Below are 26,059 nucleotides of genomic sequence, written 5' to 3'. Positions count from 1 at the left end.
GGCGCGGCCTCATACGTTTAAACAGTCAAAACCCCAAGATCGCGACGCTGTTCACTATTCACTGTTAACTGTTCACTGCCTCACCGTAGTTCCGAGTGCCCCACAAACTGCTGTCGCGTCATGGTTGGAAGAGGTTGCCCGCTTTTGCTCGCGGCCATCTCCCGCTGCAAGCGAGCATTGTCCTGAAGAATGGATTCGGGGATATCCTCCTCCAGTGTGGGTTGAGGCAAATTTTCCGCCGACAGGGCCTTGTCCGCGAGCTGCTCCTGTTCAAGCGGGTCCAGCGGGAAGCTGATGTGGGTAGTGCGATCAAAGCGACGGAGCTCTCGGTACCTGGGTTGCTGATAGCCTTTGGCGTTACTGATGGCGGTGTCGAGGTCTTCCGGGCCTGTTACGTGATGCCAGTCATGCTCGTTCTCAGCAGCGGAACCGGAGAGGCTTTCACCTTTCTCCAGGCGTTTTTTCAGTTGCTCTCGTCGTGCTTGCCAGGCAAGGAGATCAGTTACAAATTGGTCTTGGCGCTGATACGAATGGATGTCCGGGCGCGGACCGGATGCATTATCCAGCGCCTCTTGCTGGGCCTCGCTCAGCCCGGGAGCCGCTAGCGCTGCCGGGGGGGCGATAGCCAAAAAGATCAGGACTGCCAGGCAGCACTGACGGACCCCTTGCATGACTAAAAATCTCCCTCAGCTGTCGCCTCAATAAAGTAAATGTCATCCGAGCTGTTCAGGTAGATGGTCAGATTGCCGTCAGTGTAAAGGTCGTCCAGTTGAGCCCGCTTCACGGGCTGGTAGGAGGCCTGTTCGGCTTGCCGTTCCTCATAAGGCAGCTGCTGGTAAGCGGTTTGTTCTTCGATCAGCTGTGCATTGCCGCCATCGTTCAGGCCCTCGAGCTGCATACCGACGACGGTCATGGGCAAAATCAGAGGTTCGTCGGTGCCGGCGTTGCCCAGCAGTGTGCGAAGGCGCTCAGAAGACAGGATGGGGGCAGTCAAGGGAGACAAGACAAAGCTTCTTGATGTGGAGCGGTCGTGCCAGGTGCGATGTGCCTGGTAGTCAATTTCCGGTATGCGCGGGGTTCGTTCCAACGCACTGTCGAGCGTTTCGGGCCCCTCGATGACGGTGGGGTCTGTGCTGGCGGAGTGCTGCGCCACGTAGTCCGTGGGGCAGACCTTGCGGTGGCTGGCCCGATCCCGGCTGGCCTGCTTGTATTTCATGATCTGGAGCAGGAAGTCCGTATAGTCCGGATAATCCTCCAGAATCGGTTTTTCCGGCACGGCCACGGGGCTGCCGCAGGGGGGCAGGGCGTCCTGTGCGTGAACAGGATTCAGCAAGCTAAGGCTGCACAGACCAAAGGCCAGGGCTCTGTAGTGCATGGTCGTATCCCGATTGTTGTTGTTTTCCTCTGTAGATCAGAGGCTTAGGGTAAACGACGCTTTTTGTAAGCGTTTGTAGCGTTTTTGTTTTCATTGAGGATACGTGGACTGTGCACCGTTGGCAATCCACACGGCTTGAGTTATCCGGGGCGAATGGGATAGAATCGCGCGCTTCCTGCATTCCGGTGGTTTCCGGGGGCAGGCCTCCTTGCTTCACCGCGGTGCCGACAGGCCCGGGGGAAGCTGATCTGACACCGTGAGGTGTCTCAACCGTAAGGAGCTAACATGCGTCATTACGAAGTTGTGTTCCTGGTTCACCCGGACCAGAGCGAGCAGGTGCCCGCCATGATCGAGCGTTACAGCGCGATCGTGACCGATGGCAAAGGCACTATCCACCGTGTTGAAGATTGGGGTCGCCGTCAGCTGGCCTACTCCATCAACAAGATCCACAAAGCCCACTATGTGATGTTGAACATCGAATGTGACGGCGAAACCCTGGCCGAGCTGGAAAACACTTTCCGCTTTAACGATGCCGTAATCCGTCACCTCGTGATTCGTCGCGACAACGCTATTACCGAGCCGTCGCCGCTGGCGAAGAACGATGAGAAGGAGGGGGCTGCCAGCTAATTTTGGAAATCAATTGCTGCGAACTCACCGGTATCGTCGCCAGCCTTGAAAAGGTGGCACTGACACCGGCAGGGGTACCCCGCCAACGGCTGTGGCTGGAGCATCGCTCCCGACAGCTGGAAGACGGCCACCCCCGCGAAGTCCAGGCCCGTATCGCCGTGATTCTGGCGGGCGGGATGACCCGACAGGCCCAGGGCCTGAAAGAGGGTCAGCGAATCAAGGTAACCGGATGCCTTAGCCGCGCTGGTTACAAGGGAGACGCCCGGGACCGACTGCAGCTGATTGCCCAGACGCTGGAACCTCTCAATCAGGATTAAACAGGAGATATCCAATGGCCCGTTTTTATCGCCGCCGCAAGTTCTGCCGCTTTACCGCGGAAGGTGTTGAGTACATCGATTACAAAGATCTCGACACCCTGAAAGCCTACATCACCGAAACTGGCAAAATCGTGCCCAGCCGTATCACCGGCACCAAGGCACGCTATCAGCGTCAGCTGGCCTCTGCCATCAAGCAGGCCCGCTACCTGGCGCTGCTGCCGTACACTGACAGCCACGACAGCTAAGCCGAGGGGACTACTATCATGCAAGTGATCCTGCTGGAAACTATCAAGAACCTGGGCGACCTGGGTGCTGTGGTTGACGTACGTTCCGGCTACGGCCGTAACTTCCTGATCCCTCAGGGCAAGGCTCTGCCTGCCACTAAAGCTAACCTGGCTGAAGTGGAAACCCGTCGCGCCGAGCTGGAAAAGCATGCTGCCGAGCAGCTGGCTGCCGCTCAGGAGCGTGGCGAGAAGCTGAATGAAGCTGCCGTCAGCATTGCCGCCAAGGCTGGTGATGAAGGCAAGCTGTTCGGCTCTGTCGGTACCCGTGATATCGCTGAAGCGATCACCGCTTCTACTGGTGTGGAAGTGGAAAAGGCGGAAGTGAAGCTGCCTCACGGTGCACTGCGCAACACCGGTGAGTTCGAAATCGACCTGGTGCTGCATGCCGACGTTACCGTTACCATCAAGCTGGCTGTGGTGCCTGCTGAGTAACGGATAACCGGTTTGCCCATTACTGGGTACGGTGACAGAATCAGGGCATTGTCCGCGAGGGCAATGCCCTTTTTCGTTTAAGAGCCGTTGAAAGTTGAAAGTCCAAAAGAGCAGCTCCGCCCTGAGTTGGTCGCGAGGGCTGGGTGCCGTATGTCGCGATCCTCCAGCTTTCACGTTTGCTGCGTGCCTTGATCGGGTTTCAACTTTAAACTTCAACTTTCAACTCACAGTCCCCTGAGTGCTGGTATTCCCCATGAACGAACCCGTATCGCTGGATAAACATCTGCCTGAAAGCCTGAAGGTGCCACCGAATTCGGTAGAGGCCGAACAGGCGATCCTGGGAGGCCTGTTGCTCAATAACAGCGCCTGGGATGATGTGGCTGAACGAGTCGGAGCACGGGACTTCTATCGCAAGGCCCATCGCCAGATCTTCGAGGTCATCGCGCAACTGGTAGAGGAAGAAAACCCTTGTGACCTGGTGACGGTATCCCAGGCGCTGACCCAGTTGGGGCAGCTGGACGACATTGGCGGCATGACCTACCTGTCCGAGCTGGCGCGCAATACTCCCAGTGCTGCGAACATCACCGCCTACGCGGAAATTGTGCGCGAGCGCAGCATCCTTCGTCAGCTGATCAATGTGTCTCATGATGTGGCGGAAAGTGCTTTCAATACGGAAGGTCGCAAGTCGCTGGAAATTCTCGACAAGGCCGAGTCCGCCATTTTCGAGATTGCCGAGCAGCAGAAAAAAGGCTCTGGCCCCCAGGACATCAAGTCGGTTCTGAAGAAGACCGTGGATCGTATTGATGAGCTGTACAAGAACAAGAGCGCGATCACCGGTGTGACCACGGGCTTTGACGAGCTGGACAAGATGACCGGTGGTTTGCAGCCCGCGGATATGGTGGTTATCGCCGGCCGTCCTTCCATGGGTAAAACCACCTTTGCCATGAATCTGTGTGAAAACGTGGCGATCAAGGCCGGCAAGCCGGTGCTGGTGTTCTCCATGGAAATGCCCGCAGAATCCATTGTCATGCGGATGCTGGCCTCGCTGGGGCGAATCAACCAGACCGCCGTGCGCTCCGGGCAGCTGGAAAAAGACGACTGGCCACGGGTAACCTCGGCGATCCACATGCTCAGTGAGCAAAAGTTCTTTATCGATGACACCCCGGCGCTGAGCCCCCTGGAAATGCGGGCCCGCGCACGTCGGGTGGCTCGCGAGTGTGGCGGCGAGCTGGGAGCAATCATGGTCGATTACCTGCAGCTGATGCAGGTGCCGGGGGTGGATAACCGGGTCAACGAAATTTCGGAGATTTCCCGCTCGCTGAAAGGGCTGGCCAAAGAACTGAACTGCCCGGTGCTGGCCCTGTCCCAGTTGAACCGTTCCCTTGAACAGCGCCCCAACAAGCGCCCGGTGATGTCGGATCTTCGTGAATCCGGGGCCATCGAGCAGGACGCGGATTTGATCACCTTTCTCTATCGCGATGAGGTGTACAACAAGGAAACCAACGAGAAGGGCGTGGCAGAAGTGATCATCGGCAAGCAGCGGAATGGTCCTATCGGTACCGTGCGCCTGGCATTTTTGGGGCAGTACTCGCGCTTTGATGATCTGGCGCCAGAGTATTACGCCCAGCTGTCTGCAATGGATGAGTGATTGCGTTGCACGATTCAAACGGCAAGTTAGCGGGTCAGTGTAGGGCAAGCCTTGATACGGGTTTGCACGGGAGCCGTGTGTAATGCGGGGCACCCGGGTGGAGATTCGCACAGCCGCATTGGCGCACAACGCCGGCCGTGCCCGGAGACTTGCCGGTGACGCTGAGCTCTTTGCCATGGTCAAGGCCAATGGTTATGGGCACGGGCTGCTTACGGCAGCGCAGGCCATGGCGCCGGCGGTAGAGGGCTTTGGCGTTGCCGTGATGGAAGAGGCCGTGGCGTTGCGGGATAGCGGCATCGCCGGGCCGATCTTGGTGGCGGAAGGCTTCTTTGATGCGGATGAACTGGAACACGCGCGGCGGCGTTCGCTGGAGGTGGTGGTCCACTCGCTCTGGCAGGTTCAGTTGCTGCTGGCAAAGCCGGCACCTACCCGCATCTGGTTGAAGCTCAATACGGGGATGAACCGGTTGGGCCTGCGCCCGGAATGGGCGCTGCAGGCGGCAGAGCAGTTGGCGGCAGCGGGCATGAAGCCGCTGGGTATCATGAGCCACTTCGCCTGTGCTGATGACGCCACGGATAGCGTTTCTGAAAAGCAGCTTCTGTTGGCCGCAGAGGTGGCACAGCGTCTGCAATTGCCACTGTCCACGGCCAATTCCGCGGCGCTGATTCGCTACCCCCATGCCCGTGGGCAACGGGTTCGCCCCGGAATCATGTTGTACGGATCCTCGCCGTTTGACTGGCAAAGTGCCAGCGAGCTGGACTTGCAGGTCAGTCACCGCTTCAGTGCCCGCCTGATTGCGATCAACGAGATTCAGCCCGGCGAGTCCGTGGGTTACGGGGCAACCTGGACCGCGGCCCGTGCGGGGCGTGTCGGCGTGGTGGCGGTCGGCTACGGGGATGGCTATCCCCGTCATGCTCCCAGTGGCACCCCGGTGGCGGTCAACGGGCAGCCCACGATACTGGTCGGTCGTGTCTCCATGGATATGCTGACCATCGACCTGAACGGGATTGATGCACAGGTGGGCGATGAAGTGGAACTGTGGGGCGATGCGGTAGCGGTGGATGCGGTGGCGAAGGCCTGTGGCACCATCAGCTATGAATTGTTCTGTCAGATCACCGCACGTCCGGCACGTATTGTCGTTTAATCCGAAGGCCGCAACGCGAAACGGTTTGTTCGCACCTCAAGAGGTACGACTGCCGTGGCCTTGTAGACACCTCTCCCGGAGAGGTGGGCCCGCTGTTTTGACACGGGTTGAGTTGAAAGTTCAAAGTTTAAAGTTGAAAAGCGCGAGCGGTGTTTTGATGCCAAATGATGAGCGTCTGAGCCGCGCCGTGACCTTGTACACAAAAGGCGGCGGTTTTTTTACTTTGAACGCATTGCTCAACCCTAATCATGAATCGTGGGCATGGCTTGCCAGTGCGGCAAGGTCCTGGCCTGCGCTTCAACTTTACACTTTGAACTTTCAACTGGGTTCCCATGGCCAAGAAAAAAGTCGCTTTTGTCTGCACGGAATGTGGTGGAGATACGCCGAAATGGCAGGGGCAGTGCCCCTCCTGCGGTGCCTGGAATACCTTGCAGGAATTCGTTCACGACCCGGCTACTCCTGCGTCAAAAGGGGCGGGTAGCCGTGGTGGTTTTAGCGGTCAGCTCTCAGAGGTGCAAAACCTCAACGACATTGTGCTGGAGGAAACGCCGCGCATTGGTTCCGGTATGGGGGAGCTGGATCGGGTGCTGGGCGGTGGTCTGGTACCGGGGTCGGCCATTCTGATCGGGGGGCACCCGGGCGCGGGAAAATCCACCCTGTTGTTGCAGACCCTGTGCAAGCTGGCGGACACCCAGAAGTCCCTTTACATCACTGGTGAGGAATCGCTCTCCCAGGTGGCCATGCGCGCGGATCGTCTGAAATTACCCAAGGACAAGTTGCGACTGGCGGCGGAAACCGATGTGGAGCAAATCCTTGAGCTGGCCCGCAAGGAGCAGCCGCGGATTCTGGTGGTGGATTCCATCCAGGTTATGTATCTCTCAGCGCTGCAATCTGCCCCCGGCAGTGTGGCTCAGGTCCGGGAATGTGCCGCTGCGTTGACGCGTTTCGCCAAGCAGACGGGCACGGTGTTGTTGCTGGTGGGGCATGTGACCAAGGACGGAACCCTGGCTGGCCCCAAGGTGCTGGAACACATGATCGATTGTTCGCTGATGCTGGAAGGATCTACGGATTCCCGTTTCCGGACGCTGCGGGGCTTGAAAAACCGCTTTGGGGCGGTGAATGAACTGGGTGTCTTTGCCATGACGGGCGAAGGCCTGAAAGAAGTGAAAAACCCCTCGGCAATTTTCCTTAACCGTGCCGACGAGATTGCTTCGGGATCACTGGTGACGGTGGTCTGGGAGGGTACGCGTCCGCTGCTGGTTGAGTTGCAGGCGCTGGTGGATGCTTCCCACTTTGGTAACCCCCGCCGGGTTTGTGTCGGCCTGGAGGGGAACCGGCTGGCCATGTTGCTGGCGGTGCTGCATCGCCATGGCGGCATTCAGGTGGGCGACCAGGATGTGTTCATGAATGTGGTGGGCGGTGTGAAGGTGACGGAAACCGCAGCGGACCTGGCGCAGGTGCTTGCCATTGTCTCCAGCTTCCGCGACCGGGCACTGGAGCGGGAACTGGTGGTCTTCGGTGAGGTGGGGCTGTCCGGTGAGATTCGTCCGGTACCCCAGGGGCAGGAGCGTCTCCATGAGGCGGTGAAACATGGCTTCAAGAAAGCGATTGTGCCAAAAGCGAACCTGCCCAGGAATTTGCCGGAGGGGGTGGAGGTGATTGGGGTGAGCAATGTGGCGCAGGCGCTGGAATACCTCTAAGAGCAGTTAATAGTTAACAGTGAATAATTAATAGCTAAAAACTTGAAACCCCTCACGAGGCAGGTGAAAGGGGGATGTTTTGCAGGAGGCTCAACGTGTTGAGCGAAGGAACGCGCGCAGGGCGTCCCGCTACTGTTTGTTCAACTTCCAGTTGTAGTCCAGGTGGCGGATGGTGATGTCATCATTTTTCATCAACTGCCGTTTTTCTTCCGGTACCCCTAGTTTATCGGCGTAGGGCAGCAGGTATTCTGCCAGGCTGCCGGCGGCGTTTTCGAAATCTTCTTCGTACCAATCAAAAATTTTCGATACTTCCAAGGCGTTTTTGTCGGCGTTGAACCGGTTGCGTTGTTTGTCACTGAGGAATTTTCTGGTGCTGTCTTCCAGCTGGGCCTCCAGGTTGTCGGCGGTATAAGCCTCCGGGCGCAGGGCAGGGCAGCCGATGGAGGCGCAGTTCACCGCGAAGTGAATGCGCGGGTCCAACAAGTCCGGGTTGCCGCGGATCATTTCGTGCTCCAGTTCGTCAAGAGTACGTGCTTTGCCGAGCAGGAAAATGAACTCCTTGTCCCAGGGACCGGAAAGGAAATTGCCGATATCACGAATGGAGTCCGGTGTGTCTTCAAGCAGGATCAGCTTGATGGTGTAGGCGTTATAGGCATTGATCAGAAAAGCCAGCTTCTCATCACGGCTGAAATCCTTGAAGCCCTGTATGGAAACCCCTGACAAACTCTCCAGGTAAGCGTCGAGTTGCTCCTGATCGCGGCGCATGCCGGCATAGTCTACGGCGGTTGCCACGCCACCGCGCAGGGGGGCGACATGCTCGGCAAGCAGTGTATTCCAGCCGCTGTGGTCGAAGGCCAATAATGGTCCGCTGACGATCAGCAGGACGATTTGAAGCATCATGCGCATGGTCGTCTCCCTTGGTATCCAATTTCTCAATGTTCTTCCCTTGTGGCTTGTGGGTGCACCGAGTGAATTACCGGCGCCAGGCGTGCAGTTTTTCTACCCAGCGTAGCAGGCCTTCCGGCTTGCGGGCTTTTTTCCATTCGCCTGCGGCGAATTTGTTGGCCTCGGCCATAGTCGGGTAGATGTGAATGGTGCCAAGGATCTTGTTCAGGCCCAGTCCGTGTTTCATGGCCAGCACATACTCGGCAATCAGCTCGCCGGCGTGCTGGCCGACAATGGTAACCCCGAGAATCTTGTCGCTGCCTTTGGCGGTCAGCACTTTCACATAGCCCAAGTCTGCACTGTCGGCGATGGCCCGATCCAGGTCATCGATGCCGTAGCGGGTAACCTCATGCTCGATCCCTTGCTCGATAGCTTCCTGCTCATTGATGCCCACACGAGCCACTTCCGGGTCGGTAAAGGTGCACCAGGGGATCACGCGATAATCCACCTTGAACGATTTAAGAAATCCAAACAGGGCATTCACCGCGGCATACCAGGCCTGGTGAGAGGCGGTATGGGTGAACTGGTAAGGGCCAGCCACATCGCCGCAGGCATAAATATTCGGGTAGCGGCTTTGCAGTCGCTCGTTGGTCTGGAGGGTCCCATTGGTGTCGGTGGGCAGCTGAAGGGCATCGAGGCCCAGTCCGTCGGTGTTGGCTTTGCGGCCAACGGCCACCAGCACCTGATCGAAGGGCAGGGCGCTTTCCTGGCCATCCTGCTCCACGTATAGAACCTTCTCGCCATTGTCGTGGCAGAAGCGCACGGCCTTATGATTGGTCAGCACGGTGACGCCACTGTCCTGCAGAGAGCGGGTCACGATCCGGCTGGCTTCCTCGTCCTCACGGATCATCAGTCGAGGCAGCATTTCCACCTGGGTGACATCGCTGCCCAGTCGCGCAAAGGTCTGCGCAAGTTCGCAACCGATGGGGCCGCCACCCAGTACCAGAAGGCGTTTGGGTTGTTCCTCTAGCTGCCACAGGTTATCGGAGGTAAGAATGTCCATCTTTTCGATGCCGGGGATGGGCGGCACAAAGGGGCGGGCGCCGGTGGCGATAATGATGCTACGGGCGGTGAGTGTTTCGACCTGGTCGCCGTTGCGGATTTCCACTTCCCATGGGGAGACAAGGCGTGCCTCTCCCTGGCGGCAATCCACCCCCAGTTCGGTGTAGCGCTCCACGGAATCGTGGGGTTCGATCGTCTCGATGACCTTGTGTACCCGTTTCATCAGACGAGGGAAGTGAAACTGGCTGGAGATGCTGTCAAAACCGTATTGGTCTGCCTGTTTGTCGTGGTAGGCGACCCGGGCGCTTTTGATCAGTGCCTTGGAGGGAACGCAGCCCGTATTGAGGCAGTCGCCGCCCATCTTGTGTTTCTCGATCAGGGTGACTTTGGCTTTTACCATGGCGGCAATGTAGGCACTCACCAGGCCTGCGGAGCCGGCACCAATGACGATCAGATTACGGTCAAAGGTTTTGGGTTTGCGCCAGCCGGCGTAAACCTTGCGGGCTTGCAACCGTGCCATGATGGCCTTGGCGATCCACGGGAAAATCCCGAGCAGGACAAAGGCGCCCAAGAGTTGTGGAGAAAGCAGGCCGCCAAGGCTGTCGATTTGCCCAAGCTGGGTGCCCGCATTCACGTACACAGCGGTGCCGGCCAGCATGCCAATCTGGCTGACCCAGTAAAATGTGCGTGTCTTGATGGGGGTCAGCCCCATGACCAGGTTGATCACAAAGAACGGAAAGGCAGGCACCAGCCGCAGGGTGAAAAGGTAAAAGGCGCCTTCCTTTTCGATGCCCTGATTGATTTTTTTCAGGCGCTCGCCGAAGCGTTGCTGCACGGTATCCCTGAACAGAAAACGGGAGGCCAGAAAGGCCAGGGTGGCGCCAATGGAAGAGGCAAATGACACCAGCACCAGCGCAACGGCAAAACCGAACAGGGCGCCGGCGGCGAGGGTCATGATGGCGGCGCCGGGCAGGCTCAGAGCCGTTACCGCGACGTAAGCGGCAAAAAACGCCCCCAGCACCAGCGCGGGGTTGTCGGCATACAGGGCATCAAAGGCGCCTTGCTGCTCTTTCAGATACTCCAGGCTAAAAAACTGCCCCAGATCGAAGATAAAGTAGCTGGCAACGAGCGCGGCGATGATGACAACTAACAGCGCTTTTTTGAGGTTCATGGGGCGTCCTTGGTTAGTAAAAGTCGTGCTCGCATGGCGATTCAGCAGCAGCTGGCCGCGCCGCTATCTTCATTGTCCTCAAAAGGGACATTCAATCCGCAGCCTTCAAAGATGCCGTAGTGCGTATCGAAGTGTCCGATAAAGTCGAAGTGTTCCGCAAAACGACTTTGTTCCAGCATGAGCCAGGTGTTGCCGCAGACCGGGAAAACTTTGCCGGTTTCGATAATGTGATGGTCGTCGAGCATGAAGGCATGCGGGCAGTTTTCCAGGGTGCCCTTGTAGACCACCGCCTGGCCGTAGTCTTCGCAGGCAGGCTCCAGGTTGTCGATGTTAAACAAGCGGTAGGTGGCGGAGTAAAAGCGAATGCGGCCAAGCTTTCTCTCTATGGCCGGGTTTTCAATGGTGAGGCGACGTGATTCCACCAGGCGCGGGTCGGCAAAGCCGCAGCGTTTGCCAAGATTGATAAAGTCATTCCAGTAGAGCGCGCCGGAAAGGCACTCCCCGTAGAGTACGGGATCATTTACCAGTGCGACAGGTACCCGCCGGTCAGCATAGACGTCGGAGAAATAAAACTCGCCGCCCGGTTTGAGCAAGCGTTTCACATCCCTGAGCACTTTTGCCTTGTCGGTGCTCAGGTTGATTACACAGTTGGAGATGACGATATCAAAATAGCCGTCTTCCAGATCCAGGGTGTCGAGCGCTTCAATGTAGCCTTTTAAAAAGCGCACATTGCTGTTGGTGTAACCGAATGCGTCACGATGATAATCCTGGTGACGGCGGGCGACCTCCAGTTGTTCGTCGGTCATGTCGACGCCGACGACTTCGCCCTGCTCCCCGACCAGTGCAGACAGCAGGTATACATCGCGACCAGAGCCGGAACCCAGATCCAGAATGCGCATCCCCTGGAGTTGTTCGGGGGCCACCAGTCCGCAGCCATAGTAGCGGCTGACGACCTCGTCATGCAGACGGGCAAGCAGGGGTTTCAAGTGTTCGGGGGGCGCCTGATCGCAACAGGCATTGGTTTGCAGGTCGGCACTGGATTGCAGCTGCTTGCCATAGTAATCCTGAACATCTTCGCGCATTGCGAGGGCTCCTGAGTCGCGTGTGTGGGTTCTCAAAATGGATGCCGCTGATGCATGAACGTTACAGCGATAGCTTCCAGAATGACTCAGTAGTCTGGCCGCGACAAGCTAAAGGGTGCGTGAACATGGTGCGGACGTGATGCCGCCGGAGCGACTTGGTCGCGCATTAGCGGAACTGCTGATCAAGGCTCAGCAAGGTGTCATGTTCACGCAGCAGGTAAAGTGCCAGGCACGCTGCCAGCATGGGCCAGGCGGCAAAGAACAGCAGGTGGTCGAACGGATCAAGGTACTGGCGCCATGAGGAAAAGGTGGAGCCCGCATGCATTAGCAGTATGGCTCCGTAGCTGTACCGGCGCAGCGCTCCCGCCGCAAATGCCAAAACAATAACAAGTTGCAGGCAGGCCAGCACTGTAAGGGCCTCGCCTCCGAGTCCCTCGAGGCCATAAAACTTGGCGAACACTTTCCCGGTGTGGGCGGGGTTGATGAATTTATCAAGTGTCCACATGAACATGACCACGAATACCCCGATACGGAGTGAGAGCAACGAGATAGCGAGTTTGCGTTCCATTGAATTCCTTGTCAGTCAACAAAGGGAATGCGGCTGCTGCTCGGTCGTGTCTGGAAACGGCTAATTCCCTGGGGAATCGATCTTCTTCAGGATGCGTTTCGTCTGTTCATCGTCCAGGGGCTGGGGCTCATGGGGCAGGCTGGTCACCAAAGCATTTAGCTGCCGGATGTAGCGCCGGCAATGGTGGCACATAATCAAATGCAGACGCATGGCAAGGCGCTCTCGCCAGCTTAATGGCATGCCATCCACGAGGGCGTCTGCTTTTTCAACGACCTCTTTGCACTTCAGCATTCGCCTGTCTCCTGGAAATGGTCCACCAGCTCGAACAGCCTGGCACGGGCACGGTGTAGCAGCACACGGACATTGGATGCACTGATATCCAGCATGTTACAGATGGCATCGAAATCCATGCCTTGCAGATCCCGTAGTTCCAGCACCAGACGCTGATTTTCCGGCATTCTCTCAAGACATCTTGCCATGCAGTGACGAAGTTCATCACGGGTTAACAGGGCGTCCGGCCCGCCGAGATCCCATTGTCTGGGGCCATCCTGCCAGTGTCCGCCTTCTCTGAAACGGTGCGCCAGAGGGTCTTCTTCGCTGGTGGGGTCGAACTGAATCTCCCGACCCTGCTTGCGGAGCATCATGCGAGCCTGATTGATGACAATGCGTGTTAACCAGGTTCTTAATTGACTGCGTCCCTCGAATTTGCCAATTGCGCGATGAATGGCAATCCAGGCATCTTGCACGGCCTCTTCGGCATCGGCATGGGAGAGCATGCTGCGTGCTGTGGCAAGCAGGTAGTTATGCTGGTGTTGTACCAGTTGAGCGAAGGCTGTGTTGTCCCCTCGCTGCAGCCGGGCGACGAACTTCGGGGCGTCAATATCCAAGGCTAGTCCTCGCTCAGTATCGAAGCCGGATCGTCGTCGCCGTCTTCGCCCTGATGCAGGGCGACCAGACGACGCAAGTGCTGCATGACATCCACATCGGGTCGTTCGAAGTGGATACCTACCTCCATGGCTGCCTGGCGAATCACCCTGCCAGGCAGAGTGAGGGTCAGGTCGCTGTCATCAAAGGCAATCTGCAGCGTTACCGAAGCGTCGTCAGGGAGAGCGAGAGGGGTGGTGCAGATCACTCGAGCCCCGGAAATGGAGATATCCTGGAGCTCAACATCGTGACGGTCCTGCTCAAACAGCAGCTCCGCCTCTCCGTCGAAATCGACACGTCCGGCTCTGCGCCTTTCATTCATGAGCGACTGTCCTGATCAGATCACCGCAATGGCTTCTTGCCTGCCGCTGAAAAGCCACTTGCAGGCTCAGCGCAGCCAGAAAGATGCAGCTATTGTGTTTTGTTGCGACGAACATGGTCGTTCCCTTTCCTGGCGGCAGAGCGCAGCAGCTGCGCTCCGGCTCCCCGGGGGCTTCCCGGCTGCCCCATAGAAAGGGCGAACCCGCTTGCTAGACATCAATTCGCTTGTACTTCATGCGCTTGGGCTGCAAGGCTTCATCGCCCAGCTGCTTGCGCTTGAACTCTTCGTACTCGGTGTAGGAGCCTTCAAACCACTCCACTTTAGCATCCCCTTCAAAGGAAAGGATGTGGGTGGCGACACGGTCCAGGAACCAGCGATCGTGAGAAATGACAATGGCACAGCCGGGGAATGCCAGCAGGGCTTCTTCCAGAGCCCGCAGGGTTTCCACGTCCAGATCGTTGGTGGGCTCATCGAGGAGCAGCACATTGGCGCCCTGCTTGAGCAGTTTGGCCAGGTGCAGACGGTTGCGCTCACCACCGGACAGGTCGCCGACCCGCTTCTGCTGGTCGCCGCCCTTGAAGTTGAAGCGGCCCAGGTAGGCACGGCTGGGGACTTCGTAGTTGCCGATGCGCAGGATATCGTTGCCGTCGGACACTTCTTCCCACACGGTCTTCTTGCCTTCCAGGTCTTCGCGGCTCTGATCCACGTAGGCCATCTGCACAGTTTCACCGGTGGTGATTTCGCCCTTGTCCGGGGTTTCCTGGCCCGCCAGCATGCGGAACAGGGTGGTCTTACCGGCCCCGTTGGGGCCGATGATGCCGACGATGGCGCCGCGTGGCACCTTGAAGCTCAGGTCTTCGTAGAGCAGCTTGTGGTCGAATTCCTTGGCCACCCCGTTCAGCTCAAAGACCTGCTCACCGAGACGCTCGCCGGGCGGGATATACAGTTCCTGGGTCTCGTTGCGCTTCTGGAATTCCTGACTGGCCAGTTCCTCGAACGCCGCCACACGGGCCTTGTTCTTGGCGCGCCGGCCTTTCGGGTTCTGGCGCACCCACTCCAGTTCCTTTTCCACGGTCTTTCGGTGGGCGGATTCAGACTTGGCTTCCTGCTCCAGACGCTGTTCTTTCTGCTCCAGCCAGGAGGAATAGTTCCCCTTCCAGGGAATCCCTTCGCCGCGGTCCAGTTCCAGAATCCACTCACAGGAGTTATCGAGGAAGTAACGGTCGTGGGTTACTGCCACCACGGTGCCGGGGAATTCGTGCAGGAAACGCTCCAGCCAGGCTACGGATTCGGCATCCAGATGGTTGGTCGGTTCGTCCAGCAGCAGCATGTCCGGGGCGCTCATGATCAGGCGGCACAGAGCCACGCGGCGGCGTTCCCCCCCGGACAGGTTCTTGACGCTGGCGTCCCACGGCGGCAGACGCAGGGCGTCGGCGGCGATCTCCAGTTTGCGCTCCAGGTTATGGGCGTCACTGGTTTCAATGATGGCTTCGAGCCGGGCCTGCTCGGCGGCCAGCTTGTCAAAATCCGCGTCTTCCTCGGCATAGGCGGCATACACCTCTTCCAGGCGTTGCTGTGCCTCCAGGATCTCGGACAGGGCCTCTTCCACGATTTCACGGACGTTTTTGTTCGGGTCCAGTTCCGGCTCCTGGGGCAGGTAACCGATGTTGGTGCCCGGCTGCGGCCGTGCTTCACCCAGGAAATCCTTGTCCACCCCGGCCATGATCTTGAGCAGGGTGGATTTACCCGACCCGTTCAGGCCCAGTACGCCGATCTTGGCGCCGGGGAAGAACGACAGGGAAATGTCTTTGAGGATGTGCTTCTTCGGCGGGACAACCTTGCCCACCTTGTCCATGGTGAAGATGTACTGGCTCATAAACTCCGACCGCAATGTCGTTAAGTGTGCGGGGATGGGCGCAGCAGCCGCGAACCCCGGCGGAATGGCGCCTAAGCTAACGGAAAGCGCCCTCAAGTGAAAGGCCGCAGGGTCCATTGCGCGGCGGTTTTGGCCGCGCGTTGAGCATGAGACGACCGGCCAGTTCCCATGAGGCGTCTTCATGTGTCTTTATGGCCGGTTTTGGTTAGAATACGCGCCCCTGAATCCACCAATGACTGCGTAGGGTAGCCCATGTTCCCGAAATCCATGTCCATCGCCGAGTTTGATCCTGAAATCCAGGCCGCCATCAAGGCCGAGGAAGTCCGTCAGGAAGAGCACATCGAGCTGATTGCCTCTGAAAACTATGCCTCCCCGCGGGTCATGGAAGCCCAGGGCTCCGTACTGACCAACAAGTACGCCGAAGGCTACCCGGGCAAGCGCTACTACGGTGGTTGCGAGAATGTGGATGTGGTTGAGCAGCTGGCGATCGACCGTGCCTGTGAACTGTTCGGGGCCGATTGGGCCAACGTGCAGCCGCACTCCGGTTCTCAGGCCAATGCCGCGGTCTACATGGCCGTCCTGCAGGCGGGGGATACCGTGCTGGGCATGAGCCTGGACGCGGGTGGTCACCTGACCCACGGTGCCAAGCCGAACTTCTCCGGCAAGACCTATAACGCCATCCAGTATGGCCTGGACAACGAGACCGGCCTGATCGACTACGCGCAGGTAGAAAGCCTGGCTCGTGAGCACAAGCCGAAGATGATCGTGGCCGGTTTCTCTGCCTACTCGCAAGTGGTGGACTGGCAGCGTTTCCGTGACATTGCCGACGAAGTGGGCGCGATCCTGCTGGTGGACATGGCCCACGTGGCCGGTCTGGTCGCTGCGGGTGTGTACCCGAGCCCGGTGGGCATTGCCGATATCACCACCACCACCACTCACAAGACCCTGGGCGGTCCCCGTGGTGGCCTGATCATGGGCAAGGCCAACGAAGAGATTCAGAAGAAGATCAACTCTGCGGTTTTCCCGGGTGGTCAGGGTGGCCCGCTGGAGCACGTGATTGCCGCCAAGGCGATCTGTTTCAAGGAAGCCATGCAGTCTGACTTCAAGGGCTACCAGGAGCAGGTCGTCAAGAACGCCCAGGCCATGGCCGGCGTGTTCATCGAGCGGGGTTTTGACGTGGTCTCCAACGGCACCGAGAACCACCTGTTCCTGCTCAGCCTGATCAAGCAGGACATCACCGGTAAAGATGCCGACGCGGCCCTGGGTCGTGCCAACATCACCGTGAACAAGAACGCCGTGCCCAACGACCCGCGTTCCCCGTTCGTCACCTCCGGTCTGCGGATCGGCTCCCCGTCCATCACCCGTCGCGGCTTCAACGAAGCTGACGCCAAAGAGCTGGCCGGCTGGATCTGCGACATCCTCGACAATATGGGCGATGAGTCTGTGATTGACGCTGTTAAGGGTAAGGTGAAGGAAATTTGTGCGCGTTTGCCGGTTTACGAGCGCTGAGATTAGTGAACAGTTAACAGTGAAAAGTTAACAGCTAAAAGCAGAAAAAACGGGGGTCATGGATGACGGACCGGTTTGTGGCGCGGGAGAAATCCCGCGCTTTTGCGTTGCGGGTAGTAAAAAGTTTCCAGTATCTGCAAACGGTAAAGAAGGAATATGTGCTCAGTAAGCAGTTGCTGCGCAGCGGAACGGCCATTGGCGCTCTGGTGAGAGAGGCGGAGTATGCCGAGAGCCGGGATGATTTTATTCATAAGATGCACATTGCCTTGAAAGAGGCCAACGAAACGGATTACTGGATTGATCTGTTGTCGGACTCGGGTTACTTCAATGAGCTTGCAGGTGATTCTTTGCAGGCAGATTGTCGCGAGCTGTTGCGGTTGCTGATAGCCATTATCAAAACGACAAAAAGTCGAAGATAATGGGTGTTTCGCTATTAACTGTTCACTGTTAACTATTCACTGAGGTTTGTATGTATTGCCCATTCTGCTCAGCCCAGGACACCAAGGTGATTGATTCCCGTCTGGTTGCCGATGGTGGGCAGGTGCGTCGGCGGCGGGAGTGTTTGAGCTGTAATGAGCGTTTTACCACGTTCGAGACCGCTGAGTTGGTGATGCCCCGGTTGGTGAAGTCCGACGGCACTCGCCAGCCGTTTGATGAGGCCAAGCTGCGCGCAGGGATGCTGCGGGCGCTGGAGAAGCGGCCGGTGAGCATGGAAGATCTGGAAGCGGCGATCAGCCGGGTCTGCCACCGCCTGCGAGCCACGGGCGAGCGGGAGCTGCCGGCCAGGGAGCTGGGTGAATTCGTGATGGAAGAGCTGCAACAGCTGGACGATGTGGCCTATGTCCGTTTTGCCTCTGTTTACCGCAGCTTTCAGGATATTTCCGAGTTCTCAGCTGAGGTGGATCGTCTGCGCAGCAAGGGCGGCAGTCGTGACGAGGATCAGGCAAAATAGGGTTTCAGCCCATTCTGACAGGGCCGCATGGCTGCAACGGTGCCCCTGACGCCGTTTCTGTTGCCTGCATCAGTGATTTCCGGCCAGGTATTTTGCCTTGCCATGGGGTGGGTCACCCGCTGATTCCACTTCCTTGCAGCCACTGTGCAAGCAATAAATACAAAGGGATACCGGCCAGAACATTAAACGGGAAAGTGATGCCGAGTGATGCTGCCATGGAGAGGGTTGCATTGGCCTGCGGCAGGGCCACGCGCATTGCTGCAGGGACGGCAATGTAAGATGCGCTGGCGCCCAGCACGGCCAGCAGGGTAATTCCCCCAACGGAGAGTCCCAGTCCGTGTGCGAGTAATCCGCCAAGGGTGCCGGCCAGCAGTGGCATAAACACCCCGAAGGCTGCCAGAAAAGGGCCGTCCTGTTTGAGCGCGCCAAGCTGTTCGGTCGTGATCAGTCCCATTTTCAGCAGGAACAGGGCCAGCACACCCTGAAACAACTCCATGAAAAACGGCGACACTTTCGTGAGTGTGTCCCCCGAAAAAGCGCCGATCAGCAGACCTCCCACCATTACAACAATGCCAGGGCTGAGCAGTGTCTCGTGTGCCAGCTCGCGGTTGGCAATGCCTGCAGACAGCCCTTTGGCCAGCAGCAGGCCGACGATAATGGCGGGAATCTCCAGTAGCACTACAAACAAGGGGAAATAGGCTTCATAGCTGACGCCGCTGGCATCGAGAACGGCGACGGCGACGGCGTAGGTGGCGACGCTGACACTGCCGTAATGGGCTGCAATAGCCGCAGCGTTGGTCCGGTCGAGCCCGCCAATGTGTCGCAGCAGCGGGAACGCCAGCAACGGCAGGACGGCCCCAAAACTGATCACCAGAAGGGATTGCACGATGATTCGTGCGTCGGCGTGTTCAGCCAGAGCGGCACCGCCTTTTAATCCAATGGCCAGCAGCAGGAACAGCGTGAGGCTTTGGTAGAGGCTGGTGGGGAAAGGGATCCTGACTTTCAATACTCCGGCGATCAGTCCTGCCACGAAGAACAGCACTACGGCATCAAGCTGCATGGTTGTCAGTCTCCGTGAGGGGGAGAGCGCTCACCGAGGGTTGGCGACCGGTCAGCCAGGCGAGAGGCAGCAATACGATCCCGATGACGGCCAACGGTAAGCCGTCATGGTGATTGAGGACCAGTACGGCGGCAAGGAAGAGGTTGAGCAGGGCGACCAGGCTGATAAAAAGGCGTTGGCGGGTGAGCTGTGACATGGGGCCTCCAATAGTAAGCGGGGCCATTATCAATAGATTGAATGTTAGATAAAAATAGATACTATCTAGCTTTTATATAGATAAGGATCTATGAATGAGCCGGCTTCATGCCCGTGTGGGAACGCTGAGACAGTTGGAAATTCTGCTGGCGGTTCACGAGGCGGGCAGCGTGACAGGCGCCGCGTCTGCCTTGCATCTTACCCAGCCGACCGTGTCGGCCCAGCTGCACAAGCTTGCCGATGCCATGGGGGTTGCCTTGTATGAGCAGCACGGCCGCAAGTTGCGTTTTACGGATGCCGGGCTGGCTGCTGTGGCCTCCGCGAGGCGGGTGATGGAGGAGTTCGCGCTGCTGGATATGACCTTGGCGGACCTGCGTGGCCTTAAAGCGGGGACGCTGCGGTTGTCAGTGGTTACCACAGCCAAATATTTTGTCCCCCATCTACTGGGCCCTTTTTGTCAACGTTATCCCGGTGTCGACGTCTCTTTTCACGTGGGCAATCGAGGGCAGATTATTGATCGACTGGAAGAGGGGCTGGACGATTTTTATGTGTTCAGCCATGTCCCCGGGGGATTGTCCCTGGATTCGGCTGCATTTCTGGATAATCCGTTGGTGGCTATTGCGGCTGAGAATCATCCGTTAGCACAGGCGGAGTCCCTGCATTTTCAGGATGTCGCCTCGGTCCCTTTTCTGATGCGCGAGTCCGGCTCCGGTACTCGCCACGCCATTGAGCAATACCTGATTCAGCATGGGTATTCATTGAATGTGAAGATGACCGTAGAGAGCAATGAAGCCATCCGGCACTCGGTGATGGCCGGGTTGGGGATTTCCATCCTGTCAGCGCATACCCTCAATCTGGGGGGGKGGGTKGGGCTTGCTCCCTTGCCTGTTCAGGGGCTCCCCATCATGACCCAGTGGCATCTTGTGCGCCCTGCAGGTAAGCGCCTGTCTGTGATAGCTCAGGCTTTCCAGCACTTTATGGAAAAAGAGGGTAGAGAGGTGCTGGCGAACTTTGTTGATGATAGCGATCGCTTTGTTGCGACATCCCGCCCTGTGATCCAGTAGAATACTCCCATGTTCACCGACTTTGACCGTCAGATGATGGCGCGGGCTTTGCAGTTGGCTCGCCGCGCTCTTTATACCACCGACCCTAACCCCCGGGTCGGGTGTGTATTGGTGCGTGATGGGGTGGTTGTCGGTGAGGGATGTCATTACCGTGCCGGTGAGCCTCATGCCGAGCGGCATGCGCTGGCCGCGGCGGGTGAACAGGCTCGCGGTGCCACGGCCTACGTGACGCTGGAGCCATGCTCCCACACCGGTCGAACGGGCCCCTGTGCCGATGCGCTGGTCGAGGCCGGTGTGGCACGGGTGGTGGCGGCCATGGAAGATCCCAATCCCCGGGTGGCGGGTCAGGGGCTGCAGCGGTTGGCCGATGCCGGCATCGAGACGGCGTCCGGGTTGCTGGAGGCCGAGGCACAAGCGCTCAATCCCGGTTTTATCTCGCGCATGACCCGTCAGCGCCCCTTCAATCGTATCAAGATTGCCGCCAGCGTAGATGGCCGTACGGCCATGGCCAGTGGCGAGTCGCAGTGGATCACCGGGCCGGCAGCCCGGGAAGACGTGCAGCGATTGCGGGCGCGCAGCTCTGCGGTCATTACTGGGGTGGGCACGGTGCTGGCGGACCGTCCCTCCTACACGGTGAGAGCGGAGCAATGGGCTTGCGCCGATTATGGCAGTGACTGGGTGCGCCAGCCCCTGCGCGTGATTCTGGACCGGACCCTGAAAACGCCGCCGGATGTGCCGGTGGTCAGTGCCCCGGGGCATTGCCTGGTGATTGCCGGTGAACAGCATCGAGGGCGCCAGAATGCGCTGGAGTCGGCAGGGGCGGAAGTGATGCATCTGCCCGCATCCGGCTCGGGAATTGATCTGCAACAGCTGCTTAGGGAATTGCACCGGCGCGAATGCAATGAAGTGCTGGTAGAATGTGGCGCCACGCTGGCAGGCGCGTTCGTGCGCGAAGGCCTGTTTGATGAACTGATTGTCTATATGGCACCCGCCTTGCTGGGCTCGTCGGCCCGCCCGTTGTTGGGCTTGCCGCAGCTGGCCAGCATGAGCGAAAAGGTGGCGCTGAGATGGCAGGATGTGCGGATGGTAGGGAATGACCTGCGTCTGACGCTGGTTCCGGCCTGACAAACCCTGCTGTAGGAGCGTCGCTGGCGGCGCGATCAAGCAGTATCGAGTTGCGAGCTACGAGTTTCGAAAGGCAAAACCAAAAGATGGCACGGTCTGAAGGTTTTCGCTTCTCACCCTAATTATCGCGCCGCGAGCGACGCTCCTACGGAGAGAGGAAGAGGTTTTTGCATGTTTACCGGCATTATTGAAGCCATGGGCAAGGTGGCATCCATGACCCCCAAGGGGGGCGATGTGACCCTGCTGATTCAAAGCGACGAGCTGGATTTCAGCGATGTACAGCTGGGCGATTCCATTGCCGTGAATGGGGTCTGCCTGACGGCGACCGCCTTGCCCGGTGGGGCCTTCGCGGCGGATGTGTCTGGTGAAACCCTGTCACTGACATCCCTGAAGCAGATCAGCGTGGGCAGCAAGGTCAATCTGGAAAAGGCGCTCACACCCACCACCCGTCTGGGTGGTCACCTGGTCAGCGGGCATGTGGATGGGCTCGGCAAGATCGTCGAAATGAAACAGGATGCACGCTCCGTACGCATCGATATTGAGGCCCCGGCCGAGCTGGCCAAGTACATCGCTCACAAGGGCTCCATTACGGTGGATGGCATCAGTCTCACGGTGAACAGTGTTGCCGGGGCGGTTTTTTCCCTGAATATCATCCCGCACACCCAGGATGTGACCACCATCGGCCAGTGGAAGGTGGGGACGCCAGTGAACCTGGAAGTTGATATAATCGCCCGCTACCTGGAGCGCCTGTTGCTGGGAGAGAAGGCCGCCGAGCCCACATCCCAAGGAATTTCCATGGCGTTTTTGGCGGAAAACGGGTTTTTAAAAGGCAGTTGAAAGTTAAAAGTTGAAAGTTAAACCGCGGTTAAGAGCAGTGCGAGGCTGAAAGGTGAGCACTGCAATTACCGGTAAGACGCGGGCATTGCATGGCTCAACAGGCGTGTGCCTGATCTTCGCTTTTCAACTTTGAACTTTAAACTTTCAACTCCAACAGCGAGTGAAGTTATGCAGCTCAACACGATTGAAGAACTGATCGAAGATATCCGTCAGGGAAAGATGGTTATTCTGATGGATGACGAGGACCGGGAAAACGAAGGCGACCTGGTGATGGCGGCGGAGCATGTGGATGCCCAGGCCATCAATTTCATGGCCAAGTACGGCCGTGGCCTGATCTGTATGCCCATGTCCCGTGAGCGCTGTGAGCTGCTGGAGCTGCCGCTGATGGTGCAAAGCAATGGCAGTGGTTTTGGCACTAAATTCACCGTCTCTATCGAGGCTCGTGAAGGGGTGACCACCGGGATTTCTGCGGCAGACCGGGCTCGCACGGTGCAGGCTGCGGTAGCGCGTAATGCTCGCGCCTACGATATTGTCCAGCCCGGGCACATTTTTCCGCTGATGTCAGAGCCGGGCGGTGTATTGCGCCGCGCGGGTCACACCGAGGCGTCCTGCGATCTGGCCCAGCTGGCCGGCTGTGAACCTGCCGGGGTGATCTGTGAAGTCATGAATGAAGATGGCTCCATGGCCCGTCGGGAAGATCTGGAAGTGTTCGCCAAGGAGCACAATCTCAAGATCGGCACCATTGCCGACCTGATCCAGTATCGCGCCCTGAATGAGAAAACCATTGAACAGGTGTCCGATAATGAACTGGATACCTGGTATGGCGATTTCCGTTTGGTGGCGTTCCGCGACACCGTTGACGGCCTCACTCATGTGGCGTTGGTCAAAGGCGAGATCAGTGAAGAGCAGGTGGTCACCGTGCGCGTGCATCAGGTGGATCCGCTGCGCGACCTGATGAGCGCCAAGATGAATGGCCGTACCGGCTGGAACATGCACCGAGTACTGGAAGAAGTTTCCGGCTCGGATGCCGGGGTGGTGATTATTCTGGGGCAGGATTACGACTCCCAGGACATGGTCGACCGCCTTGATACGTTCTTCGGCGGCGGCACCCGCAAGCCCAAGGGCGAGTCCCGTGCTTATCGCAACATCGGTACCGGTTCCCAGATTCTCAAGGCCCTGGGTGTGCGCAAGATGCGCCTGCTGAGCTCTCCCATGCGCTTTAATGCCCTCAGCGGTTTCGACCTGGAAATTACCGAGTACGTGGAAGCAGACAGTTAAACTGGCGTCGGCACGTCGCCCTGGTGGCCGGCGTGTTTGCGCAAAGTGTGTTAGCGAGGATTACACATGCAAAACATCAAGACTCTCGAAGGTACCCTGAATAACGTCGGTGGCCGTTACGGCATCGTTGTCGCCCGCTTCAACAGCTTTGTGGTCGAAGCCCTGCTGGATGGCGCGATCGATGCGCTGGTGCGTCATGGTGTCAGCCGTGATGACATCGAAGTGATCCGCGTACCCGGTGCCTGGGAGCTGCCAGTGGCCGTGAAGAAAGTGATCGAGAAGCGTGACTACGACGCGGTCATTACCCTGGGCGCGGTCATCCGTGGGGGCACTGCCCACTTCGAATACGTGGCGGGCGAAGCCGCCAAGGGGCTGGCCGGTGTGCAGAATGCCACGGGCGTGCCGGTGATCTTCGGTGTACTGACGGTGGATACCATTGAGCAGGCCATCGAGCGTTCCGGTACCAAGGCGGGCAACAAGGGCGCAGAAGCGGCCATGTGCGCGCTGGAAATGGTTTCCCTGTTCAAATCCCTGTAAGAAGCCGGGCTTGGCCTTCTCGCGGGAAGCACCGCGTAAGGCCTCCCTGGCGTTAGACGCACCATAGAGAGTGTTATGAGCGAAGCAACACCCGCCGCCCGTCGCAAGGCACGACGTTTTACCCTGCAGGCGCTGTACCAGTGGCAGCTGGCCGGGGCCAGTGTGACGGATATTGAAGCCCAGTTTCTGGCGAACAACGATTTCGCCAAGGCGGATCGTGGCTACTTTCATGACCTGTTGCACGGAGTGCCCGGGCAGGTGAAGGAGCTGGACGAGTTGCTTACCCCTTTCCTGGACCGACGGGTGGAAGAGCTCTCCCAGGTGGAGAAGGCGATTCTGCGTATCGGCGCTTTCGAACTGAAAGAGCGCCAGGACGTTCCCTACCGGGTGGTCATCAACGAAGGGATCGAGCTTGCCAAGGTATTTGGTGCGGAAGAGTCCTTCAAATATGTCAACGGTGTGCTCGACAAGCTGGCGCGCAAGTTGCGCTATGCGGAAACCGCCGAGCGCCACACCCGCGACGAATAAGCGTTGTCGTGAGTTCCCCGCCCACCTCTGTAGCGCTGGATGAGTTTGCTCTCATCCGGCGCTATTTTCATCATGCCCAGGGGGACTCGGTGGTTGCGGGTCCCGGTGATGATGCGGCCATTGTGACTCCGCCTGTCGGGCACGAACTGGTGCTGACCCAGGACACCAGCCTGGCAGGGCGGCATTTTCCGTTGGATATGGCTGCCGCCGACGTGGGGTATCGTTGTCTGGCAGTGAACCTGTCGGATCTGGCGGCCATGGGCGCGCAGCCATTATGGTTCCTGCTGTCGTTAACGCTGCCGGAGGTGGATGAGGCCTGGCTTGAAGGTTTTGCTGCCGGCCTGTTCGAATTGGCAGATGCCACGGGGATTTCGCTGGTGGGCGGCGATGTGACCCGTGGCCCCTTGTCGGTTTCCATTCAGGCAACGGGTGCCGTGCCGGCCGGGCAGGCGCTGCGTCGCAGTGGTGCGCAGGTCGGTGATGCCATCTGCGTGGGGGGGGTCACGGGCGCCGGGTTGCTGGGGCTGCAACATTGGCAGCAAGGGCAGCGCGAGGGTGCAGCGGTGACGCATTTCCGGCGGCCGGTGCCCCAGCTGGCGTTGGGGCAGGCGCTGCGGGGTAGTGCAACAGCCTGTATTGATATCTCCGATGGCACCGTCGCGGATCTGGGGCATATCCTCACTGCCTCCGGTGGGCTGGGTGCCTTGCTGGACGAAGCGTGGTTGCCATTGGGCTCGCCATTGCTGGTTGACTGCGATGCGCAGACCCAGCGCCAGTTGCAGCTTCAGGGCGGGGATGATTATGTATTGCTGTTCACTATCGATCCGCGCACGACGCTGCCAGAAGGGTGTCATCGTATTGGTACGGTGGAGTCGCAGCCCGGCGTTCGTCTGAATAATTTGCTGGGCCAGCCTGTCCCGCTGACGCTGGGGGGGTGGCAACATTTCTGAGTGTCGCTGCCTCATGACAAGAATAGACAACACGAAGCCAATGGCCCCGGGCCACCGAGGAATGGAATGGAACTGAAACGCCCCAAGATGAGTAACCCGGTGCACTTTCTGGCCTTTGGTTTTGGCTCAGGCTTGGCACCGGTGGCGCCGGGCACCTTCGGGACAGTGGCAGCGATGCCTATCTGGTGGTTGTGCGCCCAGTTGCCGTTGTGGGGGTACCTGGCAGTGACGGCGCTGGTGATCGCTGTTGGCCCTTACCTGTGCGGCAAGACCTCCCATGACATGAATGTGCATGATCACCCGGGCATTGTCTGGGATGAAATTGCGGGCTTGCTCGTGACCATGATTGCAGTACCGGTTACCCCCTGGGGGGCGCTGGCCGGTTTTCTGGCGTTCCGTTTCTTCGATATTATCAAACCCTGGCCTATTGGCTGGCTGGATCGGCGCGTTGATGGCGGGCTGGGTATTATGGTGGATGATCTGCTCGCGGGGGTGTATGCCGCCGCCGTCATGCAGCTGCTGCTGTTCTATGTGCCAGCCTTCGCCGGCTAGCGACCGGTTTAAGGGTTGTCATTTTTTTGTCATGGATTTTGCGCCGTTTCAGGCC

At 58.5% G+C, this 26,059-nt stretch carries 30 protein-coding genes; 18 read left to right on the top strand and 12 right to left on the bottom strand.

The annotated features are described in order from the left end of the window. Positions 1 to 80: 80 nt before the first annotated feature. Positions 81 to 671: a hypothetical protein gene (locus tag D4A39_RS15675; RefSeq protein ID WP_022983796.1), complete on the bottom strand. Its 591-nt coding sequence runs from the start codon at positions 669 to 671 to the stop codon at positions 81 to 83. 2 nt (positions 672 to 673) lie between these two features. Next, the gene (locus D4A39_RS15670) at positions 674 to 1,375 is read right to left on the bottom strand and encodes a hypothetical protein (RefSeq protein ID WP_022983795.1); all 702 of its coding nucleotides are present in this window, start codon (positions 1,373 to 1,375) and stop codon (positions 674 to 676) included. A 285-nt stretch (positions 1,376 to 1,660) separates the two neighbouring features. Between D4A39_RS15670 and rpsF the strand changes: the two genes are divergently transcribed. The 7 genes from rpsF to radA all read left to right on the top strand — a co-directional run bounded on the left by rpsF (position 1,661) and on the right by radA (position 7,527). Continuing rightward, positions 1,661 to 2,002 (top strand): 30S ribosomal protein S6, encoded by a 342-nt coding sequence (gene rpsF, locus D4A39_RS15665; protein ID WP_022983794.1) that lies wholly within the window; start codon positions 1,661 to 1,663, stop codon positions 2,000 to 2,002. A 2-nt stretch (positions 2,003 to 2,004) separates the two neighbouring features. After that, complete coding sequence (priB, locus tag D4A39_RS15660) at positions 2,005 to 2,319, top strand: primosomal replication protein N (RefSeq protein ID WP_022983793.1); 315 nt, start codon at positions 2,005 to 2,007, stop codon at positions 2,317 to 2,319. A 14-nt stretch (positions 2,320 to 2,333) separates the two neighbouring features. Beyond that, on the top strand, positions 2,334 to 2,564 hold the full coding sequence (gene rpsR, locus D4A39_RS15655) for a 30S ribosomal protein S18 (protein ID WP_022983792.1): 231 nt from the start codon (positions 2,334 to 2,336) through the stop codon (positions 2,562 to 2,564). Positions 2,565 to 2,582: 18 nt separating this feature from the next. Beyond that, entirely contained in the window at positions 2,583 to 3,035 is a 453-nt protein-coding gene (rplI, locus tag D4A39_RS15650; RefSeq protein WP_022983791.1) for a 50S ribosomal protein L9, read from the top strand. A gap of 253 nt (positions 3,036 to 3,288) precedes the next feature. Beyond that, on the top strand, positions 3,289 to 4,683 hold the full coding sequence (gene dnaB, locus D4A39_RS15645; protein WP_022983790.1) for a replicative DNA helicase: 1,395 nt from the start codon (positions 3,289 to 3,291) through the stop codon (positions 4,681 to 4,683). A gap of 82 nt (positions 4,684 to 4,765) precedes the next feature. Then, positions 4,766 to 5,827 carry an alanine racemase gene (gene alr / locus D4A39_RS15640; RefSeq protein WP_022983789.1) on the top strand — a complete coding sequence of 354 codons (1,062 nt, stop codon included), beginning with the start codon at positions 4,766 to 4,768 and terminating at the stop codon, positions 5,825 to 5,827. 332 nt (positions 5,828 to 6,159) lie between these two features. Next, complete coding sequence (gene radA, locus D4A39_RS15635; protein ID WP_031225735.1) at positions 6,160 to 7,527, top strand: DNA repair protein RadA; 1,368 nt, start codon at positions 6,160 to 6,162, stop codon at positions 7,525 to 7,527. Between the two features lie 129 nt (positions 7,528 to 7,656). On the opposite strand, the gene D4A39_RS15630 is transcribed toward radA, so the two are convergent. The 8 genes from D4A39_RS15630 to ettA all read right to left on the bottom strand — a co-directional run bounded on the left by D4A39_RS15630 (position 7,657) and on the right by ettA (position 15,417). Then, positions 7,657 to 8,433 carry a DUF547 domain-containing protein gene (locus D4A39_RS15630; RefSeq protein WP_119918523.1) on the bottom strand — a complete coding sequence of 259 codons (777 nt, stop codon included), beginning with the start codon at positions 8,431 to 8,433 and terminating at the stop codon, positions 7,657 to 7,659. Positions 8,434 to 8,500: 67 nt separating this feature from the next. Next, positions 8,501 to 10,645: a dihydrolipoyl dehydrogenase family protein gene (locus D4A39_RS15625; protein WP_022983786.1), complete on the bottom strand. Its 2,145-nt coding sequence runs from the start codon at positions 10,643 to 10,645 to the stop codon at positions 8,501 to 8,503. Between the two features lie 41 nt (positions 10,646 to 10,686). Next, complete coding sequence (locus D4A39_RS15620; protein WP_022983785.1) at positions 10,687 to 11,727, bottom strand: methyltransferase domain-containing protein; 1,041 nt, start codon at positions 11,725 to 11,727, stop codon at positions 10,687 to 10,689. Positions 11,728 to 11,893: 166 nt separating this feature from the next. Next, on the bottom strand, positions 11,894 to 12,295 hold the full coding sequence (locus tag D4A39_RS15615; RefSeq protein WP_022983784.1) for a hypothetical protein: 402 nt from the start codon (positions 12,293 to 12,295) through the stop codon (positions 11,894 to 11,896). 60 nt (positions 12,296 to 12,355) lie between these two features. Further along, a complete protein-coding gene (locus D4A39_RS15610; RefSeq protein WP_022983783.1) occupies positions 12,356 to 12,586 on the bottom strand; it encodes an anti-sigma factor family protein in 231 nt (76 codons plus the stop codon). Further along, positions 12,580 to 13,182 carry an RNA polymerase sigma factor gene (locus tag D4A39_RS15605; RefSeq protein WP_022983782.1) on the bottom strand — a complete coding sequence of 201 codons (603 nt, stop codon included), beginning with the start codon at positions 13,180 to 13,182 and terminating at the stop codon, positions 12,580 to 12,582. The genes D4A39_RS15610 and D4A39_RS15605 overlap by 7 nt, the downstream gene beginning before the upstream one ends. Before the next feature lie 2 nt (positions 13,183 to 13,184). Then, complete coding sequence (locus D4A39_RS15600; protein WP_022983781.1) at positions 13,185 to 13,541, bottom strand: PilZ domain-containing protein; 357 nt, start codon at positions 13,539 to 13,541, stop codon at positions 13,185 to 13,187. Positions 13,542 to 13,749: 208 nt separating this feature from the next. Further along, entirely contained in the window at positions 13,750 to 15,417 is a 1,668-nt protein-coding gene (gene ettA / locus D4A39_RS15595; protein WP_022983780.1) for an energy-dependent translational throttle protein EttA, read from the bottom strand. Positions 15,418 to 15,669: 252 nt separating this feature from the next. Here ettA and glyA point away from each other — a divergent pair, with 252 nt between their 5' ends. The 3 genes from glyA to nrdR all read left to right on the top strand — a co-directional run bounded on the left by glyA (position 15,670) and on the right by nrdR (position 17,878). After that, positions 15,670 to 16,926: a serine hydroxymethyltransferase gene (gene glyA, locus D4A39_RS15590; RefSeq protein WP_022983779.1), complete on the top strand. Its 1,257-nt coding sequence runs from the start codon at positions 15,670 to 15,672 to the stop codon at positions 16,924 to 16,926. Between the two features lie 62 nt (positions 16,927 to 16,988). Further along, the gene (locus D4A39_RS15585; protein WP_022983778.1) at positions 16,989 to 17,345 is read left to right on the top strand and encodes a four helix bundle protein; all 357 of its coding nucleotides are present in this window, start codon (positions 16,989 to 16,991) and stop codon (positions 17,343 to 17,345) included. A 50-nt stretch (positions 17,346 to 17,395) separates the two neighbouring features. After that, entirely contained in the window at positions 17,396 to 17,878 is a 483-nt protein-coding gene (gene nrdR, locus D4A39_RS15580; RefSeq protein WP_022983777.1) for a transcriptional regulator NrdR, read from the top strand. Positions 17,879 to 17,990: 112 nt separating this feature from the next. On the opposite strand, the gene D4A39_RS15575 is transcribed toward nrdR, so the two are convergent. After that, positions 17,991 to 18,938 carry a sodium-dependent bicarbonate transport family permease gene (locus tag D4A39_RS15575; protein ID WP_022983776.1) on the bottom strand — a complete coding sequence of 316 codons (948 nt, stop codon included), beginning with the start codon at positions 18,936 to 18,938 and terminating at the stop codon, positions 17,991 to 17,993. Continuing rightward, positions 18,928 to 19,134: a hypothetical protein gene (locus tag D4A39_RS15570; RefSeq protein WP_022983775.1), complete on the bottom strand. Its 207-nt coding sequence runs from the start codon at positions 19,132 to 19,134 to the stop codon at positions 18,928 to 18,930. The genes D4A39_RS15575 and D4A39_RS15570 overlap by 11 nt, the downstream gene beginning before the upstream one ends. Before the next feature lie 94 nt (positions 19,135 to 19,228). Between D4A39_RS15570 and D4A39_RS15565 the strand changes: the two genes are divergently transcribed. The 8 genes from D4A39_RS15565 to D4A39_RS15530 all read left to right on the top strand — a co-directional run bounded on the left by D4A39_RS15565 (position 19,229) and on the right by D4A39_RS15530 (position 26,004). Continuing rightward, on the top strand, positions 19,229 to 20,197 hold the full coding sequence (locus D4A39_RS15565; RefSeq protein WP_119918522.1) for a LysR family transcriptional regulator: 969 nt from the start codon (positions 19,229 to 19,231) through the stop codon (positions 20,195 to 20,197). A 9-nt stretch (positions 20,198 to 20,206) separates the two neighbouring features. Next, the gene (ribD, locus tag D4A39_RS15560; RefSeq protein WP_022983773.1) at positions 20,207 to 21,322 is read left to right on the top strand and encodes a bifunctional diaminohydroxyphosphoribosylaminopyrimidine deaminase/5-amino-6-(5-phosphoribosylamino)uracil reductase RibD; all 1,116 of its coding nucleotides are present in this window, start codon (positions 20,207 to 20,209) and stop codon (positions 21,320 to 21,322) included. Positions 21,323 to 21,493: 171 nt separating this feature from the next. Next, entirely contained in the window at positions 21,494 to 22,159 is a 666-nt protein-coding gene (locus D4A39_RS15555) for a riboflavin synthase (protein WP_022983772.1), read from the top strand. Between the two features lie 168 nt (positions 22,160 to 22,327). Beyond that, on the top strand, positions 22,328 to 23,437 hold the full coding sequence (ribBA, locus tag D4A39_RS15550) for a bifunctional 3,4-dihydroxy-2-butanone-4-phosphate synthase/GTP cyclohydrolase II (RefSeq protein ID WP_022983771.1): 1,110 nt from the start codon (positions 22,328 to 22,330) through the stop codon (positions 23,435 to 23,437). A gap of 66 nt (positions 23,438 to 23,503) precedes the next feature. Continuing rightward, positions 23,504 to 23,974, top strand: a complete 471-nt coding sequence (gene ribH / locus D4A39_RS15545; RefSeq protein WP_022983770.1) for a 6,7-dimethyl-8-ribityllumazine synthase — start codon at positions 23,504 to 23,506, stop codon at positions 23,972 to 23,974. Positions 23,975 to 24,049: 75 nt separating this feature from the next. After that, positions 24,050 to 24,502 carry a transcription antitermination factor NusB gene (gene nusB / locus D4A39_RS15540; protein ID WP_022983769.1) on the top strand — a complete coding sequence of 151 codons (453 nt, stop codon included), beginning with the start codon at positions 24,050 to 24,052 and terminating at the stop codon, positions 24,500 to 24,502. An 8-nt stretch (positions 24,503 to 24,510) separates the two neighbouring features. After that, positions 24,511 to 25,452, top strand: a complete 942-nt coding sequence (gene thiL, locus D4A39_RS15535; protein WP_233552499.1) for a thiamine-phosphate kinase — start codon at positions 24,511 to 24,513, stop codon at positions 25,450 to 25,452. Between the two features lie 66 nt (positions 25,453 to 25,518). Further along, positions 25,519 to 26,004 (top strand): phosphatidylglycerophosphatase A family protein, encoded by a 486-nt coding sequence (locus tag D4A39_RS15530; protein WP_119918521.1) that lies wholly within the window; start codon positions 25,519 to 25,521, stop codon positions 26,002 to 26,004. Positions 26,005 to 26,059 lie beyond the last annotated feature (55 nt).

The sequence above is a fragment of the Alcanivorax profundi genome, assembly GCF_003597125.1.
Taxonomy (GTDB): domain Bacteria; phylum Pseudomonadota; class Gammaproteobacteria; order Pseudomonadales; family Alcanivoracaceae; genus Alcanivorax; species Alcanivorax profundi.
This window is presented reverse-complemented; position numbering and strand designations above follow the sequence as displayed.

Excerpts from the sequence above, each read along its gene's own strand:
- ribH (WP_022983770.1), top strand. The coding sequence starts at position 23,504 with ATGCAAAACATCAAGACTCTCGAAGGTACCCTGAATAACGTCGGTGGC.
- D4A39_RS15625 (WP_022983786.1), bottom strand. The coding sequence starts at position 10,645 with ATGAACCTCAAAAAAGCGCTGTTAGTTGTCATCATCGCCGCGCTCGTT.
- D4A39_RS15585 (WP_022983778.1), top strand. The coding sequence starts at position 16,989 with ATGACGGACCGGTTTGTGGCGCGGGAGAAATCCCGCGCTTTTGCGTTG.
- D4A39_RS15630 (WP_119918523.1), bottom strand. The coding sequence starts at position 8,433 with ATGCGCATGATGCTTCAAATCGTCCTGCTGATCGTCAGCGGACCATTA.
- D4A39_RS15530 (WP_119918521.1), top strand. The coding sequence starts at position 25,519 with ATGGAACTGAAACGCCCCAAGATGAGTAACCCGGTGCACTTTCTGGCC.
- ettA (WP_022983780.1), bottom strand. The coding sequence starts at position 15,417 with ATGAGCCAGTACATCTTCACCATGGACAAGGTGGGCAAGGTTGTCCCG.
- nusB (WP_022983769.1), top strand. The coding sequence starts at position 24,050 with ATGAGCGAAGCAACACCCGCCGCCCGTCGCAAGGCACGACGTTTTACC.
- D4A39_RS15675 (WP_022983796.1), bottom strand. The coding sequence starts at position 671 with ATGCAAGGGGTCCGTCAGTGCTGCCTGGCAGTCCTGATCTTTTTGGCT.
- glyA (WP_022983779.1), top strand. The coding sequence starts at position 15,670 with ATGTTCCCGAAATCCATGTCCATCGCCGAGTTTGATCCTGAAATCCAG.
- D4A39_RS15555 (WP_022983772.1), top strand. The coding sequence starts at position 21,494 with ATGTTTACCGGCATTATTGAAGCCATGGGCAAGGTGGCATCCATGACC.
- dnaB (WP_022983790.1), top strand. The coding sequence starts at position 3,289 with ATGAACGAACCCGTATCGCTGGATAAACATCTGCCTGAAAGCCTGAAG.
- D4A39_RS15620 (WP_022983785.1), bottom strand. The coding sequence starts at position 11,727 with ATGCGCGAAGATGTTCAGGATTACTATGGCAAGCAGCTGCAATCCAGT.
- rpsR (WP_022983792.1), top strand. The coding sequence starts at position 2,334 with ATGGCCCGTTTTTATCGCCGCCGCAAGTTCTGCCGCTTTACCGCGGAA.
- D4A39_RS15615 (WP_022983784.1), bottom strand. The coding sequence starts at position 12,295 with ATGGAACGCAAACTCGCTATCTCGTTGCTCTCACTCCGTATCGGGGTA.
- ribBA (WP_022983771.1), top strand. The coding sequence starts at position 22,328 with ATGCAGCTCAACACGATTGAAGAACTGATCGAAGATATCCGTCAGGGA.
- D4A39_RS15600 (WP_022983781.1), bottom strand. The coding sequence starts at position 13,541 with ATGAATGAAAGGCGCAGAGCCGGACGTGTCGATTTCGACGGAGAGGCG.
- ribD (WP_022983773.1), top strand. The coding sequence starts at position 20,207 with ATGTTCACCGACTTTGACCGTCAGATGATGGCGCGGGCTTTGCAGTTG.
- D4A39_RS15570 (WP_022983775.1), bottom strand. The coding sequence starts at position 19,134 with ATGTCACAGCTCACCCGCCAACGCCTTTTTATCAGCCTGGTCGCCCTG.
- D4A39_RS15575 (WP_022983776.1), bottom strand. The coding sequence starts at position 18,938 with ATGCAGCTTGATGCCGTAGTGCTGTTCTTCGTGGCAGGACTGATCGCC.
- rpsF (WP_022983794.1), top strand. The coding sequence starts at position 1,661 with ATGCGTCATTACGAAGTTGTGTTCCTGGTTCACCCGGACCAGAGCGAG.
- D4A39_RS15610 (WP_022983783.1), bottom strand. The coding sequence starts at position 12,586 with ATGCTGAAGTGCAAAGAGGTCGTTGAAAAAGCAGACGCCCTCGTGGAT.
- alr (WP_022983789.1), top strand. The coding sequence starts at position 4,766 with ATGCGGGGCACCCGGGTGGAGATTCGCACAGCCGCATTGGCGCACAAC.
- radA (WP_031225735.1), top strand. The coding sequence starts at position 6,160 with ATGGCCAAGAAAAAAGTCGCTTTTGTCTGCACGGAATGTGGTGGAGAT.
- rplI (WP_022983791.1), top strand. The coding sequence starts at position 2,583 with ATGCAAGTGATCCTGCTGGAAACTATCAAGAACCTGGGCGACCTGGGT.
- nrdR (WP_022983777.1), top strand. The coding sequence starts at position 17,396 with ATGTATTGCCCATTCTGCTCAGCCCAGGACACCAAGGTGATTGATTCC.
- D4A39_RS15670 (WP_022983795.1), bottom strand. The coding sequence starts at position 1,375 with ATGCACTACAGAGCCCTGGCCTTTGGTCTGTGCAGCCTTAGCTTGCTG.